This window comes from Bacillus sp. FSL R9-9497, from assembly GCF_038005805.1.
Lineage (GTDB): Bacteria > Bacillota > Bacilli > Bacillales > Bacillaceae_G > Bacillus_A > Bacillus_A cereus.
The window spans coordinates 515,001-533,119 of sequence record NZ_JBBOTY010000001.1 but is presented as its reverse complement, the minus strand read 5'-3'; the positions used below and the strand labels follow the sequence as shown (position 1 = coordinate 533,119).

Here is an 18,119-nt window from a genome sequence, read left to right as displayed (position 1 = left end):
TATTTATTTCTTAAATAATCTCTTTCTAAATACGAACATACTTAGTGCGGAAAGAACAAGTGTTATGCCAGAAAGTAAAGTCGAAGTGCTAGCTTCACCGCCTGTTGATGGTAAAAATTTCTTGCCTTCCTCTGGCTTATTAGTATGTTGTTTATTTAAAGTGTCTGCTTTTCTTCCCTCGTTTTCAAAAACTTGATTATTCCCTTTTGGCTCTTGATCCAATCCTGTTGCTGATTCTTTTACTTCTTTCTTTGGTTCTTTCGCTTCTTTTGTTGGCTCTTTTACTTCTTCTTTTGTTCCTTCAACTTCTTTTACCGGCTCTTTTACTTCTTCTTTTGTTCCTTCAACTTCTTTTACCGGCTCTTTCACTTCTTCTTTTGTTCCTTCAACTTCTTTTACCGGCTCTTTCACTTCTTCTTTTGTTCCTTCAACTTCTTTTACCGGTTCTTTCACTTCTTCTTTCGATCCTTCAACTTCTTTTACCGGTTCTTTCACTTCTTCTTTCGATCCTTCAACTTCTTTTACCGGTTCTTTCACTTCTTCTTTTGTTTCTTCAACTTCTTTTGTTGGTTCTTTCACTTCTTCTTTTGCTTCTTCAACTTCTTTTACCGGTTCTTTTACTTCTTCTTTTTCCACTATATTCTGTATAACTGTTCCGTTAAACCTTATGCTAATTTCATCAGAATCTAAATCAAATTTATACACCTTTTCACCTGGCGTATTCCATTTTATTACTCCGTTATTAAACGTCCCTCCCTCACTTGTCAATTGAATATTTTCAATACTTTCTCCTTCTAAATCATATACAGGAACTTGAATTTCTTCGTTTATTTTTGCATCATTTAAAATGATATTTTGTCTTCCAACATCAATTGTAAACCACTGCCCTAATTGTATTAACGGCCTGACATCACGAATCTCATTCCCAACTAGATTTAAGCTAAATAAGTTTAGCATGGAACCAATAACCGTTACATCTTTAATATGATTGTCCGCAAGATTTAACCACTGTAAATTTTCCAATGAAGATAGTGGTGTTATATCTTCAATTTGATTATGAGATACATTCACATTATTCAATTGTTTCAAGTTTGAGATGAACTCAATATTTTTCAGGCCTACTCCTTCTAAAGTGAGTTTTTCTAAGTTCGTCATGTACTCTAAACCTGTTATATTTTTTATCTCATTTCCTTTTTCTTTAAGTATCTCTAATTTTTTGATCTGTAATAAATCTTCTTTTGTAATAGGAGCGTTTAAATTCTCTCTACCTAAATTCTCTTTATTAATATGTTTTTGTAAAGTTTTATCGAGAATTACATTTTCCTTTTGTTCATTATCCTCTTTTATTGTTTCCTTGATTTCATCTAATCTTTCAACAACATTTTGAATTACTGTTCCATTAAACTTAATACGATTCTCTTCTGGCTTTATATCCAACGTAAATTCATATGTTTTTTTACCAGTAGTCCCCCATTTAACAGAACCATTATTAACGATCCCATCTTCACTCTTCAATTGAATAGTATCAAGTGGCTCTCCTTGTAAATTATAGATAGGTATTTTAACTTCCTTATCTTTTTCTACATTATCTAAAAAGATTTTTTGTCTTTGAATATCGATATATATTCTTTTTCCTAGCTCTTGAACAGGTCTAACATCACGAATTTCATTTGAACCTAACTTTAAATCATATAAGTCTGTTAAGTGACTAAGTGGCGTTATATCTGAAATATAGTTTTCTTCTAAATTAAGTGATTGTACAGTAGATAATCTTGATAAAGGTTCGATGTTTTCTAATTCATTTTTAGCAAGATCTAACTCTACTAATTTTTTCATTGATGTAATATGTTCAATATTTGTAAGTCCATTGTTACTTAAAGATAAGTTTTTTACATTTTTCAATTGCTCAATTCCAGCAAGGTTATCATTACTAATTTGATTATTTGCCACAGTCAAAGTCCTTAAAGATTTCACTGTAAATAATGGTTTAATATCTTTTATATAATTACTATTTAAATCTAGCATTTTAATCTTCTTCATTTGGCTTAATGGGCTTAAATCTGAGATTTTATTGTTTCTCAAAGTTAAAAACTCAATATGCTCTAACTTAGCCAAAGGTCCAATATCTTCAAGTTCACCATAGGTTATACTTAATGATTTCAATTGTCTCAAGTCCGAGATAAATTTTATATTTTTTAACTTAACTTCTTCCAACGTTAAGTTTTCTAAGTTCGTCATATATTCTAGACCACTTACGTCTTTTATTCCTTTACTTTTAGCTTCAACGACTATTAAGGATTTAACTTTTAATAAATCTTCCTTAGTTATTGGGGTATCTAGATTTTCTCTATTTAAATTATATTTATTAATATGCCTTTGTAGTTGCTTATCTACTATTACATTTCCAATTTCATCTTGTTGATCCACTTTATCCTCTTTATTTTCCTTTTGTTTTTCTGGAACATTGTTCTCTAAATTCAATGTATTTACTTCAAACTGTACTTGATACTTATTGTCATAGGCCATCGTTGGAATATAAATATGCATTTGCATATTGTATCTTTTTCCTAATTCTCCAACTTCAAATTGAATAACCTTCGTCCCATTTTTCTTTTTGTCTTCTGATATGACCTTTACATCATGAAACACACCTGGAGTGTGAATATCCTCTGTCTTCAAGTATTGAAAGAAATCACTATCACTTAACGTTGCTGTTACAATTTTCTTTCCATTCTCAATTGTTAATTTCGGATCCTTTATATAAACAGCTGCCATAGACTCTTCATTTGTTTTATCTTTATACGCTTTAATAACAGCGTCATATGTACCATCTTCTAAACCTTGTCCCGTTTTATTCGCCTCAATTGCTACTGCCGCTAAAGCAGGTGTTGAATAAACAGCAAACGGAAGTGATAACGCCGCCGCTATAATCATTGCATTTATACGTTTTCTTTTATTTTGTTTCAATTTTACATCTCCTTCAAAATATATAATTCGAAATGTAATCATTTCTCGAATAAATGACAATGATTTTCATTATCATTGTCAACTAGAAAAATAAAAAGTTTACAAAAAAAGAACCTCTTTAAAAGAGGTTATGCCATTTTCTCACCTGATTCTTCTCTAAAAAAGCTTTTCATCGCATGAAATACGTCTGCTTTCTGCTTTAAAATATAGTATCTAAAGTTTTCATCTTTAATATTTTTATAGGCTGACATGAGTGTACTATGGCGGTTATACTGATTCACTTCCCCATACCCAAACATATTACACTTCTTCATTAGCTCTTCAACAAGTTTTACACATCTAGCATTATCTGATGTTAAATTATCACCATCTGAAAAATGGAATGGATAAATATTATAGCGGTCTGGTGAATATTTATTATCGATAAGTTCGAGTGCTTTTTTGTATACAGAAGAACAAATCGTTCCGCCACTTTCTCCTTTTGAGAAAAACTCTTCCTCTGGAACTACTTTTGCCTCCGTATGATGGGCAATAAATTCAATATCTACTGTTTCATACTTTGTGCGTAAAAATCTTGTCATCCAGAAAAAGAAGCTACGTGCCATATATTTCTCCCATATTCCCATCGATCCACTCGTATCCATCATCGCTAATACAACAGCTTTTGAATCTGGCTTTAATACTTCATTCCAAGTGCGGAACTTTAAGTCTTCTTGGTGAATTGGATGAAAAGATGCTTTACCACTCATTGCATTTCGTTTATATGCGGATATCATTGTTCGTTTCTTATCGATATTTCCCCATAATCCTGTTTTTCTAATGTCATTAAATTCAACATGTTCAATCCGGTTTTCATCCATTTCTTTTCTCTTTAAATTAGGCAGTTCTAACTCTCTGAAAAACGCTTGCTCTAATTCTAAAATAGAGACTTCAGCTTCATAGTAATCTTCCCCAGCTGCATCTCCTGCTCCTTGCCCTTTTCCTGGCCCTTTTTGTTTTTGACCACCTGATCCATCTCTCGCAACGACATCACCAACTTTGCTGTCACCGTTTCCTTGCCCAACATGTTTATTTTTATCATAATTGTATCTAATCTTATATTCATCTAGAGAACGAATTGGTATTTTTACAACATCCTTGCCATTAGACATAACTATACTTTCTTCTGTTACAAGATCGGGTAAATTATTCTTAATTGCCTCTTGTACTTTTTCTTGATGGCGCTGTTGGTCGTCATATCCTTTGCGATGGAGGGACCAGTTTTCCTGTGAAATCGTATAATTTGGTTGATTTTCTTCGCCCATTCCTTTCCCTCCTTACTGTAATTGTCTTCCTGTATGAACAGCAATCTATAAATTTTGTTCTGTAATGTGCAAGCTAGAATGTTTGAAAGGTAACTGCCCACAGAAAATCATCCCATAAACATTTATAACGTTTTTCATACAATACCCCGAGCATCCTAAACAAAATTTTGCCACTCACATAATAGAAAGAAATATTCAGCCACTGATAAGAAAGAAACACAATGCATTGTTGCACATATTTTTACTTTGCAACATATCGTATTGTGTTGGCTTTTTTCGTATGAATGGTTGGTTACTCTATCATATGCATATTGTAAAAATAATTGACAATAAATTCATAAAATTGCATCTTAATTTATTACATTTGGACAAGGTATGACACTTTATACACATATGAACGGATAATAAAACGCTGTCCCGCAAAATACAAGAGACAGCGTTTTGTTATCAAACTATCTGTTTAACAAGCTACCTACATAGCGTAGTAATTCATTTGCTGAAGAAGAATTATAGCCATGCTCATCAATTAAACGCGCAACAACATCATTGATTTTCTTAAGCTGATTTTCGTCCGGCGTTTTCGTTGATGTTGTAATTTTCACTATATCTTTTAAATCAGCAAATAGTTTTTTCTGAATCGCTTCACGAAGACGTTCATGTGAATTATAATCAAAGCGTTTTCCTTTACGGGCATAAGCAGAAATGCGAATTAAAATCTCTTCACGGAACGCTTTCTTAGCATTTTCTGAAATTCCAATTTGCTCTTCAATTGAGCGCATTAATTTTTCATCTGGACTCATTTCTTCTCCTGTTAACGGATCACGTAATTTCGATTTATTGCAGTACGCCTCGACGTTATCTAAGTAATTATCCATAAGCGTCTTAGCTGATTCTTCATATGAATAAACAAACGCTTTTTGTACTTCTTTCTTCGCGATTTCATCGTATTCTTTTCTCGCTAATGAGATGAAATTCATGTAACGTTCACGGTCTTCATTACTAATGGATGGATGCTGATCTAGCCCATCTTTTAAAGATCTAAGTACATCTAACGCGTTAATAGATGGTACCTCTTTTCGAATGATTGTAGACGAAATTCGGTTAATGACATAACGAGGATCAATACCCTTCATACCTTCATCTTGATATTCGCGTTGTAATTCTTCTACATCAATCGCATTATAACCTTCTACCGTTTCTCCATCATACAAACGCATCTTTTTAATTAAATCAATATCCGGACGCTTCGGATCTTTTAAACGAGTTAAAATAGTGAACATTGCTGCAACGCGAAGTGTGTGTGGTGCAATGTGAACATTCGATACATCACTTTCACGAATCATTTTTTCATAAATATGTTCTTCTTCACTTACTCGTAAATTATAAGGAACTGGCATTACAATAATTCTTGAGTGCAATGCTTCATTTTTCTTATTTGCTATAAATGAGCGATACTCTGTTTCATTCGTATGCGCTACAATTAATTCATCTGCTGAAATAAGCGCAAATCTTCCCGCTTTGAAATTCCCTTCTTGCGTAAGTGATAATAAGTGCCATAAAAACTTCTCATCGCATTTTAACATCTCTTGGAACTCCATCATTCCTCGGTTTGCCTTATTTAATTCTCCATCAAATCGATACGCACGCGGATCTGATTCTGAACCATATTCTGCAATCGTAGAAAAGTCCAGACTACCTGTTAAATCTGCAATATCTTGTGATTTTGGATCAGACGGGCTAAATGTACCAATCCCTGTACGGCGATCTTCAGAGAAGAAAATACGCTCTACAACTACATCCTCAATTCTTGATCCGTATTCTTGCTCTAAACGCATGACATTTAGTGGTGATAAATTCCCTTCAATTCTAACCCCATACTCATCAAAGAAATCATCTCGTAAATGATGTGGAATTAAATGCAGTGGATCCTCGTGCATTGGGCATCCTTTAATTGCAAAAATTGCTCCGCGATCTGTTCTTGAATATGTTTCTAATCCTCGTTTCAACATTGTAACTAACGTTGATTTCCCTCCACTAACAGGACCCATTAATAATAAAATTCTTTTTCTAACATCTAATCGTTTTGCAGATGGATGAAAATATTCCTCTACAAGACGTTCTAGAGCATCCTCTAATCCAAAGAGCTGATTACTAAAGAAGTTATACTTTCTTCTACCATCAACTTCTTCAATTCCAGCATCTTTTATCATATTGTAAATGCGAGAGTGTGCTGTTTGAGCCACCCATGGTCTTTCTTTCACAAGCTCCAAATACTCCGCAAACGTACCTTCCCATTGTAAACGCTCTTCTGCTGCTCGATGCTGTTCAATCTTTTTTAGAATATCCATTATAGCTCCTCCCCCATCTCCTTGTTCAATCGGATTATTATAAAAGGTATGCTAGGATGTCCTTAAACATTCTTTAAATCAAAACGAAATATATAATAGCACACTAAAATTCTCTCCAAAATTCAAAGAAAATTCTGTATAATATAGGTATTAACGTTTTTACACTGCTATTCATTATAAATAAATTCTTTTCTTCTAAGAACCTTACATACATTTTGGGTAATAAATAAAACTCATGAACCGAAAAAAGTAAGGAGGATATTAGTATGAAATTATTATTAATTTTAGGTGTATCACTCACATTTCTTACAGCTATTTTTACATCCGGTTACAATGACAAACCAGGTACACATAAAAAATGATGTGCTTTTAGCACATCATTTTTTTATTTATAATACATATTTTCCATATCATATTTGGATAGTGGTCGGCTATAATAATAACCTTGTACAAGCTTCACATTCTTTTCTTTCAAAAACTGTATTTGCTCCTTTTTTTCTACTCCTTCTGCAATTACATTTAATTCTAAAGTATGAGCTAAATGAATAATTGCAGCTGTAATATTCGTATCACGTTCATCTATATGTATACCTTCCATAAAAGAACGATCAATTTTTAAAGTATCAATTGGATATGTTTTTAAATAACTTAAAGATGAATAGCCTGTTCCAAAATCATCTAAATGAATCTTTAAATTTTTCTCTTTTAATTGTAGTAATACTCTCTTCGATATATCTTTATGTATAAGAGCTCCTTCTGTAACCTCTATCGCTAATAAATGAGTTGGTACATTGTACTTATTTAAAGCCCGTGTAATCATCTCTATTAATGTAATAGAACGAAAGTGTCTAGCTGAAATATTAACTGCAATTGGGACCACATCATACCCTTTATTTAACCATTCGCGCAATTGCTGACACACTTGATTTACTACCCATTCATCCAGCTTAATAATAAATCCTGTTCTTTCTGCCAACGGAATAAATTGGTTTGGAGAAACAAATCCTAATTCCTTATTCTCCCACCTTATTAAAGCTTCCATACTAGCTATTTTTTTCGTTTCAATATTAATTTGTGGCTGATAATATAAGAAAAATTCATTTTTTTCTATAGCACGATGTAACTGGTTTTCTATTATAAACCTTTGTTCACGCTCACAGTCTAATCCACTACAATAAAAATGATAATGTCCTTTTCCTTTTTCTTTTGCTTTTTCTAAAGCAGCATCGACTCTCTGAAATAGTATTTTTTCATCTTCTCCATCTGCTGGAGCCATTACAATTCCAATTGACGCACTTAAATATACATCTTCTTCTTCGATTACAAAATATTCACTAATATTTTTCAGTATGCTTTTTGCAACTTCCTCTACATATTCTTTCGTTATATTTTCTATCAACATAACAAATTGATCATCGTGTTCTCTAAATAAGTGCATATCTTCTATTTTTAGATTGCTTAAACATTCTGTAACTTTTTGTAATACTTTATCTCCCTCTTTATGACCAAATGTATCATTAATACGATGAAACTCATCTAAATCTATAAATACAAGTGCAAAATTTACACTCTCATTTAAAAAAGTATTTAACTTATTTGTACATGAAATTCTATTCATTAATCCCGTTAACTGGTCATAGTAAGCTAAATATTCTGTTCGCATTTCGTTTAATACTTGCCTTGTAACATCTCTCGTAACAATATAAATCCCAACAATTTCACCGTTCACAATAATCGGGATAGTTCTCAAAGAAATATATAGCTCGTACCCTTCTTTATGAACATATTTCTTTGAAACAATTTGTTTTGCTTTTCCTTGCATCGATCCCTTAAATATAATTTGAAAATCTTTTTCATATTCTTTATTAATGAATTCAAAAATAAATTTATTATTTAATTCCTCATACCGGTATCCAAATATTTCATACGTTGCCGGATTTGCATATGTAACTCTCCCTATAGAATCTATAGATATAATTGAGTCATTATTATATTCCAGTAACGACTTAAATAACATTTGTTTTTCCTCTATCTCTGTCTTCTCCTCAATTTGAGCTGTAATATCTCTTGTAATACAAATAACAAATTGACATATTCCTTCTTCGTCGCAGACAGGATTAAGTGAAGATTCATAATGTATCTCACCTTTTGGTAAATTGACTACATCACAAAAGGTATGTGCTTTCGCTTCTCTCACTACTTTTGCATATTGCCTTTGCAATATCCCCGCTATATCTTTTGGTAATACTTCTGCAAAAGTTTTTCCATAGCACTCTTCGCTTAACCTAGCATAATCCATTCCTATTTTATTCACATACATATATTGAAACGTTTCATTATCAATAACTTTCAATATGAATACTAAATCTTGAATAGCATGTAATAATCCTTGTCTAATTAAATCCATATCTATCATACTTAAAAAGGTATTTTGATTACTATATTCTTCCTTCATATTTATCTCAACCCGTCTTATCTATTTTTAATCATATATCCCATTCTATATGATTATGTCCTCTCTTTTAAATGTATGATTATATATTATTTTTATTTTATAAAAAAAGTCGCCATATGGCGACTTTTAATAAACGATTTCTAAATCTAATCCAGGGTAATTTTGTTGACGGAACGCTTCATAAATTAAAATTGCTGCTGTATTAGATAAATTTAATGAACGTACTTTATCTGTCATTGGAATACGTAAACAATGATCAAAGTTTTCTTCGATTACATTAGCTGGTAAGCCGTTTGTTTCTCTTCCAAATACAAAATAGTAATCCTTCTCGCGCTTGCTATAGTCAAACGCTGTATGAGCTTTCTCGCCATACTTTGTTAAATAGAAGAATTCACCGTCTTTATTTTTTTCATAAAATTCTTCAATTGAATCATAATACGTAATTTTTACGTGCTGCCAATAATCTAATCCTGCACGCTTTAACATTTTATCATCCGTTGAAAATCCAAGCGGTCTAATCAAATGTAATTCTGTTCCAGTTGCTGCACAAGTACGAGCAATATTCCCTGTATTTGCTGGAATTTCTGGCTGATATAAAACAACATGTACTCCCACGCGATATTCACCTCTGTTTTTTGTCTACTACGTATTATACCACTTGAGCGAAAAATCTCTACCCATTAATAATATGAAAGAATTTATATTTCATTTGTGGTGTATATTTACTAGAGTCTTCATAGTTCCAATAACGTCGACGGCTATTCGCTGAATGTGCATTTACAAGCGGCATACCATCTGCATCTTTTGCTACTACAATCGTCGTATGATTCCATCTTCCGTCATCCTCGAAATCATAAGCAATGACATCTCCAAGAATAAGTTCTTCTGGCCTTTCTACCGCCTCTGCTCGAAGTCCTGTTGTAGCACCTGACAAATACCAATAAAAAGAATGTGCAACAGCCCAGCTCCAGCTCCACTGATTCTCCCTTTGCCACCATCCTTTACGAATATTAGGATACCCGCTCATAGGTACTTCTCCAGTATGAAGACATTGAGAAATGAAATTCGTACAATTATCAGGGAAATTACGATACATAGGATTTCGGTCATCCCACCAACGCTCTGCATATTTCACTGCCTCTAAACGATTATACTGATAAGAACCGTACTTCTCTTTCGTAATTTCCCTTTCTAATGTCTCACCCATTCTAATTTCTTCTGACACTTCAATAGCATAATCGCCTATAATCCGACTATTATTTAAACAAACTCTTCGTTTTAATTGTTCCTCTTCAATATAAAATAATTCTTTATGCTTAATTAAATATTTAAAATGTATTTGATAATCAATTTCTTGATGGTCATTACTATTTAATTGTCTAATGAAAGAAACATCCGCAGTTGCTTTCACTATATGTGCACTACGTCTTTGAAACAATTGTTTCTTTCTCAGTGCCATTTGTAGTAAATCCTCAGCAATACCATCCACATTCGTTCTTTTCTCCGTTATATATGCTAAAAATTGTTGTACTTGGTTTTCAATCTTCGTTTTTACAACCATTCTGTCTCCCTCCCATATTACAATATGAAAAAGGGAAATATTATCTACTCTTTTTTCTGTGCTAACAATTCAAGCCCGCGATTCATTTCATGAAGCACTTCTTCATCTTTCTCACGTTCCATCGCTTTCTCAATCGCTTCGCCTACTCCATCTCCGCCAATTTTCCCAAGTGCCCATGCTGCCGTTCCGCGTAGTACTGGTCTTGGGTCATCTTTCATAACACCAATTAAATCAGGAATTGCCGATGCTTCTTTAAAATGTGCTAATGCTAAAATCGCATTTCTTTGCAGTGGCTTTTTCCCTCTCCATGACCCTGACATAATCCCATATTTCTCTTTAAAATCACGATTACTAATTGTTAAAAGTGGCGTTAATAATGGTTTAACTAGCTCAGGATCCGGCTCCATCTCAGGATGATTATGAAAATCCATTCCTTTGTTTTTCGGGCAAACAGTCTGACACGTATCACATCCATATATACGATTTCCTATTTTATCGCGATATTCTTCAGGTAGGAATCCTTTCGTCTGTGTTAAAAACGCAATGCACTTCTTCGAATCTAACTGTCCCCCCTGTATTAAAGCACCGGTAGGACAAATATCGATACATTTCGTACAGCCCCCGCATTGATCTTCTATCGGCTTATCTGGCGGGAATGGAACATTTGTAATCATTTCCCCTAAGTATACGTACGAACCAAATTCAGGTGTAATAATAGAGCAGTTTTTACCGCTCCATCCAATGCCTGCACGCTCTGATACAGCTCGATCACTTAATTCACCTGTATCAACCATGGACTTCACTTCTATATCCGGAAGTTTTTCAATTAAATATGCTTCTAATTTTTGCAAACGATCTCGTAAAACAAGATGATAATCTTGTCCCCAAGAAGCACGACAAAAAATCCCACGGCGTTCTCCACGCTTACTTAATGGTGCATTTTTTAATTTTGAAGGATATGCTAAAGCAATCGCAATAATTGATTTAGCACCCGGTAATAACAGTTGCGGATTCGTTCTCTTCTCTATATCAGGCTCTTCAAATCCAGATTGATAATTTAATTGTTGTTGCTGGATTAAGCGCTGCTTTAATTCCTCAAAAGGAGAAGCACTCGCAAAGCCTATTTTATCTATGCCAATTGTTTTACTATACGCAATTACATCTTGCTTTAATTGTTCAAAATCCACTCTTAATCGCCTCCTCAGATGAATCCATCCCTCATGTAACGACTCTATTGGTTAGTAATTCACTTTTGGAATACTATTATTTACTTCTATTTTCGCATGTAATTAGGTTTTTCAAACATTAAAAAACGCAATGCCTCGTTTATCTCGGAAACGAAACACTGCGTTGATCACAATTTATAGAAAAACATTTAATAAAATTTGGAGCGGGTGAAGAGAATCGAACTCTCGACCAGAGCTTGGAAGGCTCTTGTTTTACCACTAAACTACACCCGCAAATATGAATTACATATAAGATATTAGAATAACTTATGTAAAGTAGTATAGCATGTAAAAAAAGTAGAGGCAAGAATTTTATCGAAAAAAGTCGAAAAAGTGATGAGAAACCTCATCACTTTTTCAATTCTTTATCAATTGCCTTCTTCATACTATCAAAATCAGGATTTGCAAGATTTCCGTTTACATATACTGAAGGAGCACCTTGAACTTTTAATTTTTGAGCACGATCTGAGTCTTTACGTACTTTTTCTTTAATGTCTTTACTGTGTAAATCTTTCTTAAATTGCTCTACATCAACTTTCGGCAGTTTCTCTTTCACAATGCTAAGAAGCAAATCTTCTGTAATCCATTCTTCCGTATCTTTCTTTTGATTTTGATAAATCTCATCATAGAAAATCCAGAATGAATCTTTATCTTGTTTATAAATTGCTTCACCAGCTGCTGCACCTAAATCCGAGTCTTTTCCGATAAATGGGAAGTTAATAAAATATAACTGCACTTTGCCTTTATCAATATACTCTTCTTTTAATCGAGGTAATACTGTTACATCCCAAGTACGACAAGCAGGACATTTAAAGTCTCCAAATTCAACTACCTTAACTGGAGCATCATCTTTCCCTAAAGATTGTTGCGTAGAATAAGCAAACATCTCATTCCCTTTATCTTTTTTGTCATTTATGATGCTATACGCAATTGTTCCAATTACAATCAATACTGCGATAGAAAAAACTATACCAAGAGCCATGAGTTTATTTGATTTCATATACATTCCTCTTTAAATTCATATTCTGTATACAGCATTGTACACAATACACATAATATCAACACTTATATACGTCACGCAATGAACACGCTCACATAAATTACAAAAACACAATAATTGTGACGATATTGTGTCACAATTTGTCACAATTTATTCAAAAAAAGAAGCTCCTCTGTAGGAACTTCTCTTAACTTACTGCTTTTTTACGCGCGCTATTTAACATCGACTGCTCTATCTTTATATCATGACGAATTACCAATTTCTCACTAACTGCTTGAACATACTCATCATGGCTTATATAGCCTTCTTTCTCCATTAGTCTCAAAACGACATTTCGTCTCTCTACTGCTTTATCATAATTTTGTGCAGGTGAGTAATAAGCAGGTGCTTTTACTACAGCAGCCATCATTGCACTTTCAGCCAACGTTAATTGGTTCACCTTTTTACCGAAGTAAAGGTTTGCTGCTTTTTCAATTCCCCACGCTCCTTCTCCATAATAAATATTACTTACATATAATTTTAAAATTTCATCCTTCGTAAATGTGCGTTCAATTTTTTTCGTATAAAAAATCTCTTTCCACTTACGAGAAAATGTACGTTCATTTGTTAAAAAGGCATTTTTAGATAGCTGTTGTGTAATCGTGCTTCCTCCTTGCACGACACCACCAGCCTTTATATTCTCAACTGAGGCCCTAATAATTGCTATATAATCTAAACCGTTATGATGATAAAATCTTTTATCTTCTGTCGCAATAAATGCATGTGTTAATGATTCTGGCACCTCTAACTTAGCCGGTACATGTAATTTACTAATATCACTTTTCTCAATCATTACATTTCCAATGAATAATAACGTACAACTTAACAATAATAATAATATAATGGCTTTATAAAAAAGTTTAGTCATTGGATTTAATGCAACTTTTTGATGATAGTTCACCCTAGATAATACTCGTTCTTTCATCTTGAACACCTCTTTTCCACACAGCATATAACTCTTACTTTAAGAATACATTGTTGTAAAAAAATATCCCATCGATTTCTCTTACACGTACCTTACATCATTGTAAGGTATAAAGTGAAACTTTAATGAGCCCTCATCAATCAGGCTTACTGCCCAGCAAATAGTGGGATAAAAAAGTATTGTATCACAGTATTTTTTTATCTACTATTCATCTGAAATATTGAATATAGGTTATGTTAAAACACGAATAACCAATAAAAGAGAAACCCTTAAGACTATTATATTTTCACTTTACACTTTAATTATATCATCTACAAATATATATACTTTTGACTATCTAGTAATCTAAATGTATATAACATATAGATTTATTATACAGAACAAACGTTCTACAAATCAATACTAGTGCTATTATTATTTTGACCTTTTTCTTAAACAGTATACAAAAAAGAGTAGTGATTCGAATGTATCTCAAATCGGCTACTCTTTTCTTTACAATCTTCCTATTAAATTATATGGCTGTACTTCCCACGTTTCATACGGAATAAAATGTGTTGCACTCATTGCATCAAGCGTTCTGGATTTCATATGAGGACGCGTTATATACTCATCTATGTTCTCTTCATTTAAATCAACAAATTTAGCCTCTTGTATCTCTTCAGGTTGAGTTTTTATTTCACCACTTATATATGCTACTTTAAAAACAACAGCTAGAATATGCATAGAGGTATTATAATAAACCCCTGTAATTCCGATAGGCTTCACCGTTAACCCTGTTTCCTCTTTTATTTCCCTACAGACAGCTTGATCGAGCGCTTCGCCTTCTTCTACCTGTCCTCCTGGCAACTCCCACGTATCAGCTCGCCAGTGCACTTTTGTTAATAACACTTCATTTTTTTCATTTGTTAAATAACCTGCTACAGCAACTATATGCTTTGGTGTCTTATGTTCCATATTAAGCCTCCTAGAAATAATGAATATTTTATATATCCCTATAATCATATTCACTACCTACAACAAAATACCTTTAATACTTCATCACCTTAATTAACTTCATAAAAAAAGACCCTATCCGCTAAGCGAAAAGGGTCTTCTATCGTATTACTCTCCTAAGTCTACGTTGTGATAAACTTGTTGAACATCTTCTAAATCTTCTAATGCATCAACCATTTTCTCAAATTGTGCTTGAGCATCTTCAGGAAGTGTTACATCACTTTGTGCAAGCATTGTTAATTCTGCAACTGTAAACTCCTCAACGCCAGCACCTTTAAGTGCAGATTGTACTGCATGGAATTGATCTGGTTCAGCATACACGATAACAGAATCTTCTTCTTCTAGAATGTCACGTGCATCTACATCTGCTTCCATTAAAATTTCAAGAACTTCATCTGATGTTTTACCTTCAAGGCCGATAACAGCTGTCGCATCAAACATGTAAGCTACAGAACCGTTCACACCCATATTACCACTATTTTTGCTAAATGCAGCTCGTACATCTGCTGCAGTACGGTTTACGTTATTTGTAAGTGTATCTACAATAACCATAGCTCCATTTGGTCCGAATCCTTCATAACGAAGCTCGTCATAATTTTCTTCTGAACCGCCTTTTGCTTTTTCAACTGCACGATCAATAATTGTTCTTGGAACATTGTATGTTTTCGCACGCTCTAATACAACTCTTAGCGCTTGGTTTGATTCTGGATCTGGCTCGCCTTGTTTTGCTGCCACATAAATTTCACGCCCAAATTTCGCGTATATACGGCTTGTATTTGCATCTTTTGATGCTTTTTTGTCTTTAATATTGTTCCATTTACGGCCCATACTTTCCACTCTCTTTCCCGTTTTAAATCTACATAAAAATATTAATATGAAATATAATGTGTGTTCAACACATTTTTAAAAGAAATATAAAAAGTTCATTTTTGATTCATATTACAGACATAATATAAATCACTATCATTTTGTTCTTTCGACAAGTTATATTATACATGAATTCCTACGTTTATTACGAATTTTAGAAGCACATAGTATAATTTAACAAAAAGACTCTAACATTTCTGTTAGAGTCTTTTTATATTGCTGACACCTATTTCCATAATATTCCTATAATTACTTTCTATTGCTGTATAATAAAAATAGGGAAAAATTTGAAGAAAAGAGAGAGGGAGAATTATGACACATTCAAATGAGAAAAAAGCACATAGTCTTAAAGGGATAGAAGAAAAGTTAAACCCAACTATCTATCAAGTGAGATTCATGAAATTAGATGAACCAATTCAATTTGAGTCGTTCCCTGAATTAAAAGATTTAGGGGACTGGTTAAGTACTTCAACGCATATGTGGGCGTGCCACTCAACTATGTATAAGTACAACAGAGAAGGGTTTGAAAAGAAGTTTTTAGAGGTTACAAACTTAACCGTTGATAGTGTACTAATATCTACTGGTGGTATCGGATTCAACTTCATGTCACCGGGGTGGAGAAATTCTCTCTAGAGTACTCGAAAGAAATATTGTATATACAATACTTTTTCTACTTATTTTGTCATGTCATGAAAAGAAAACAAAAAAGCTCTATACTAATTGTATAGATCTTTTTTACGCCGTTCATGATACCGATGGTCGGGGTCGAACCGACACTCCCGAAGGAACACGATTTTGAGTCGTGCGCGTCTGCCAATTCCGCCACATCGGCACAAAAGAAAAGGCGGCAACCGGATTTGAACCGGTGATAAAGGTTTTGCAGACCTCTGCCTTACCACTTGGCTATGCCGCCATATAAAATTTTATTGGAGCGGAAGACGGGATTCGAACCCGCGACCCCAACCTTGGCAAGGTTGTATTCTACCACTGAACTACTTCCGCAAAAATGGCTGGGCTAGCTGGATTCGAACCAGCGCATGACGGAGTCAAAGTCCGTTGCCTTACCGCTTGGCTATAGCCCATCGAATTCTTACTTAATTATATGTAAGTATCCATTAGATTATTTGTAATTTTTAAAATAAAAATGGGGCGACTGATGGGAATCGAACCCACGAATGCCGGAGCCACAATCCGGTGCGTTAACCACTTCGCCACAACCGCCATGTTGTGTAAATATATTTTGGCAGGGGCAGTAGGAATCGAACCCACACTGGAGGTTTTGGAGACCTCAGTTCTACCTTTAAACTATGCCCCTATGTAAATGGTGGAGGGGGGCAGATTCGAACTGCCGAACCCGAAGGAGCGGATTTACAGTCCGCCGCGTTTAGCCACTTCGCTACCCCTCCGAAACTTACATGGTGCCGGCTAGAGGACTTGAACCCCCAACCTACTGATTACAAGTCAGTTGCTCTACCAATTGAGCTAAGCCGGCGTATTTTATTAAAATAAATGGTGGCTCGGGACGGAATCGAACCGCCGACACGAGGATTTTCAGTCCTCTGCTCTACCGACTGAGCTACCGAGCCTTATTAAAATGGCGGTCCCGACCGGGGTCGAACCGGCGATCTCCTGCGTGACAGGCAGGCATGTTAACCACTACACCACGGGACCATTTGGTTGCGGGGACAGGATTTGAACCTGCGACCTTCGGGTTATGAGCCCGACGAGCTACCGTGCTGCTCCACCCCGCGATAATACTATTCATATAAAATTTATATGGTGGAGGATGACGGGATCGAACCGCCGACCCCCTGCTTGTAAGGCAGGTGCTCTCCCAGCTGAGCTAATCCTCCAAAGTGGTGACCCGTACGGGATTCGAACCCGTGTTACCGCCGTGAAAGGGCGGTGTCTTAACCACTTGACCAACGGGCCAAATATTATAAATCCTATGGCGGAGAGCAAGGGATTCGAACCCTTGATACGCTTGTGACGTATACACGATTTCCAATCGTGCTCCTTCGGCCAACTCGGACAGCTCTCCAATGGCTCCGCAGGTAGGAATCGAACCTACGACCGATCGGTTAACAGCCGATAGCTCTACCGCTGAGCTACTGCGGAATAATATTGCCTGGCAACGTCCTACTCTCACAGGGACAAGGTCCCAACTACCATCGGCGCTAGAGAGCTTAACTTCCGTGTTCGGTATGGGAACGGGTGTGACCTCTCTGCCATCATTACCAGACATTATTCTTTTGAGACAATCATTATTATAACTTATTTACTTTAAAAGTCAACAAGTTTTTTATGTTCTCTCAAAACTAGATAACATTGCTACATATTATATGGTTAAGTCCTCGATCTATTAGTATTCGTCAGCTCCACATGTCACCATGCTTCCACCTCGAACCTATCAACCTGATCATCTTTCAGGGAT

General features: G+C 34.7%; 12 protein-coding genes, 16 tRNA genes and 2 rRNA genes (1 of these 30 only partly in view). 1 reads left to right on the top strand and 29 read right to left on the bottom strand.

Annotated features, from left to right (window positions below; translation table 11 throughout):
• Positions 1-3: 3 nt before the first annotated feature.
• The 12 genes from MKY21_RS02805 to MKY21_RS02750 all read right to left on the bottom strand — a co-directional run bounded on the left by MKY21_RS02805 (position 4) and on the right by MKY21_RS02750 (position 15,646).
• Positions 4-2,967: an NEAT domain-containing protein gene (locus MKY21_RS02805; protein ID WP_341075375.1), complete on the bottom strand. Its 2,964-nt coding sequence runs from the start codon at positions 2,965-2,967 to the stop codon at positions 4-6.
• A gap of 128 nt (positions 2,968-3,095) precedes the next feature.
• The gene (gene yhbH, locus MKY21_RS02800; protein ID WP_000503518.1) at positions 3,096-4,271 is read right to left on the bottom strand and encodes a sporulation protein YhbH; all 1,176 of its coding nucleotides are present in this window, start codon (positions 4,269-4,271) and stop codon (positions 3,096-3,098) included.
• A 452-nt stretch (positions 4,272-4,723) separates the two neighbouring features.
• Positions 4,724-6,619 carry a PrkA family serine protein kinase gene (locus MKY21_RS02795; protein WP_000353273.1) on the bottom strand — a complete coding sequence of 632 codons (1,896 nt, stop codon included), beginning with the start codon at positions 6,617-6,619 and terminating at the stop codon, positions 4,724-4,726.
• A gap of 385 nt (positions 6,620-7,004) precedes the next feature.
• Positions 7,005-9,074 (bottom strand): sensor domain-containing protein, encoded by a 2,070-nt coding sequence (locus MKY21_RS02790; RefSeq protein ID WP_000657168.1) that lies wholly within the window; start codon positions 9,072-9,074, stop codon positions 7,005-7,007.
• 126 nt (positions 9,075-9,200) lie between these two features.
• A complete protein-coding gene (gene trmL, locus MKY21_RS02785) occupies positions 9,201-9,689 on the bottom strand; it encodes a tRNA (uridine(34)/cytosine(34)/5-carboxymethylaminomethyluridine(34)-2'-O)-methyltransferase TrmL (RefSeq protein ID WP_000538147.1) in 489 nt (162 codons plus the stop codon).
• Positions 9,690-9,747: 58 nt separating this feature from the next.
• Positions 9,748-10,635, bottom strand: coding sequence for an amidase domain-containing protein (locus tag MKY21_RS02780; RefSeq protein WP_000260592.1), 888 nt, complete (start codon positions 10,633-10,635; stop codon positions 9,748-9,750).
• Positions 10,636-10,679: 44 nt separating this feature from the next.
• Positions 10,680-11,822, bottom strand: coding sequence for a tRNA epoxyqueuosine(34) reductase QueG (gene queG, locus MKY21_RS02775; protein ID WP_000345215.1), 1,143 nt, complete (start codon positions 11,820-11,822; stop codon positions 10,680-10,682).
• 199 nt (positions 11,823-12,021) lie between these two features.
• Positions 12,022-12,095, bottom strand: a tRNA-Gly gene (locus MKY21_RS02770).
• Positions 12,096-12,210: 115 nt separating this feature from the next.
• Positions 12,211-12,861, bottom strand: coding sequence for a DsbA family protein (locus MKY21_RS02765; protein WP_000841306.1), 651 nt, complete (start codon positions 12,859-12,861; stop codon positions 12,211-12,213).
• A 187-nt stretch (positions 12,862-13,048) separates the two neighbouring features.
• Positions 13,049-13,825: a transglycosylase domain-containing protein gene (locus tag MKY21_RS02760; protein WP_000664715.1), complete on the bottom strand. Its 777-nt coding sequence runs from the start codon at positions 13,823-13,825 to the stop codon at positions 13,049-13,051.
• Between the two features lie 492 nt (positions 13,826-14,317).
• On the bottom strand, positions 14,318-14,779 hold the full coding sequence (locus MKY21_RS02755) for an NUDIX hydrolase (protein WP_000400457.1): 462 nt from the start codon (positions 14,777-14,779) through the stop codon (positions 14,318-14,320).
• A 147-nt stretch (positions 14,780-14,926) separates the two neighbouring features.
• Positions 14,927-15,646, bottom strand: a complete 720-nt coding sequence (locus MKY21_RS02750; protein WP_000532952.1) for a YebC/PmpR family DNA-binding transcriptional regulator — start codon at positions 15,644-15,646, stop codon at positions 14,927-14,929.
• A 351-nt stretch (positions 15,647-15,997) separates the two neighbouring features.
• Between MKY21_RS02750 and MKY21_RS02745 the strand changes: the two genes are divergently transcribed.
• Complete coding sequence (locus MKY21_RS02745) at positions 15,998-16,318, top strand: DUF3884 family protein (RefSeq protein ID WP_000149817.1); 321 nt, start codon at positions 15,998-16,000, stop codon at positions 16,316-16,318.
• A 117-nt stretch (positions 16,319-16,435) separates the two neighbouring features.
• Here MKY21_RS02745 and MKY21_RS02740 read toward each other — a convergent pair.
• The 17 genes from MKY21_RS02740 to MKY21_RS02660 form a co-directional block, all read right to left on the bottom strand.
• A tRNA-Leu gene (locus MKY21_RS02740) sits at positions 16,436-16,517 on the bottom strand.
• Between the two features lie 10 nt (positions 16,518-16,527).
• Positions 16,528-16,598 (bottom strand) — tRNA-Cys (locus MKY21_RS02735).
• A gap of 14 nt (positions 16,599-16,612) precedes the next feature.
• Positions 16,613-16,687: transfer RNA gene (locus MKY21_RS02730), tRNA-Gly, on the bottom strand.
• A 5-nt stretch (positions 16,688-16,692) separates the two neighbouring features.
• A tRNA-Gln gene (locus tag MKY21_RS02725) sits at positions 16,693-16,767 on the bottom strand.
• A gap of 63 nt (positions 16,768-16,830) precedes the next feature.
• A tRNA-His gene (locus MKY21_RS02720) sits at positions 16,831-16,906 on the bottom strand.
• A 20-nt stretch (positions 16,907-16,926) separates the two neighbouring features.
• A tRNA-Trp gene (locus tag MKY21_RS02715) sits at positions 16,927-17,000 on the bottom strand.
• 7 nt (positions 17,001-17,007) lie between these two features.
• Positions 17,008-17,091 (bottom strand) — tRNA-Tyr (locus MKY21_RS02710).
• Positions 17,092-17,101: 10 nt separating this feature from the next.
• Positions 17,102-17,177 (bottom strand) — tRNA-Thr (locus MKY21_RS02705).
• A gap of 18 nt (positions 17,178-17,195) precedes the next feature.
• Positions 17,196-17,271: transfer RNA gene (locus MKY21_RS02700), tRNA-Phe, on the bottom strand.
• 9 nt (positions 17,272-17,280) lie between these two features.
• A tRNA-Asp gene (locus MKY21_RS02695) sits at positions 17,281-17,356 on the bottom strand.
• Positions 17,357-17,359: 3 nt separating this feature from the next.
• A tRNA-Met gene (locus tag MKY21_RS02690) sits at positions 17,360-17,436 on the bottom strand.
• Positions 17,437-17,462: 26 nt separating this feature from the next.
• A tRNA-Val gene (locus MKY21_RS02685) sits at positions 17,463-17,538 on the bottom strand.
• 4 nt (positions 17,539-17,542) lie between these two features.
• Positions 17,543-17,617, bottom strand: a tRNA-Glu gene (locus MKY21_RS02680).
• A 17-nt stretch (positions 17,618-17,634) separates the two neighbouring features.
• Positions 17,635-17,726 (bottom strand) — tRNA-Ser (locus MKY21_RS02675).
• Positions 17,727-17,728: 2 nt separating this feature from the next.
• Positions 17,729-17,803 (bottom strand) — tRNA-Asn (locus MKY21_RS02670).
• Between the two features lie 8 nt (positions 17,804-17,811).
• Positions 17,812-17,927 (bottom strand): 5S ribosomal RNA (gene rrf, locus MKY21_RS02665).
• A 100-nt stretch (positions 17,928-18,027) separates the two neighbouring features.
• Positions 18,028-18,119, bottom strand: a 23S ribosomal RNA gene (locus MKY21_RS02660); it runs 2,831 nt beyond the window's last position.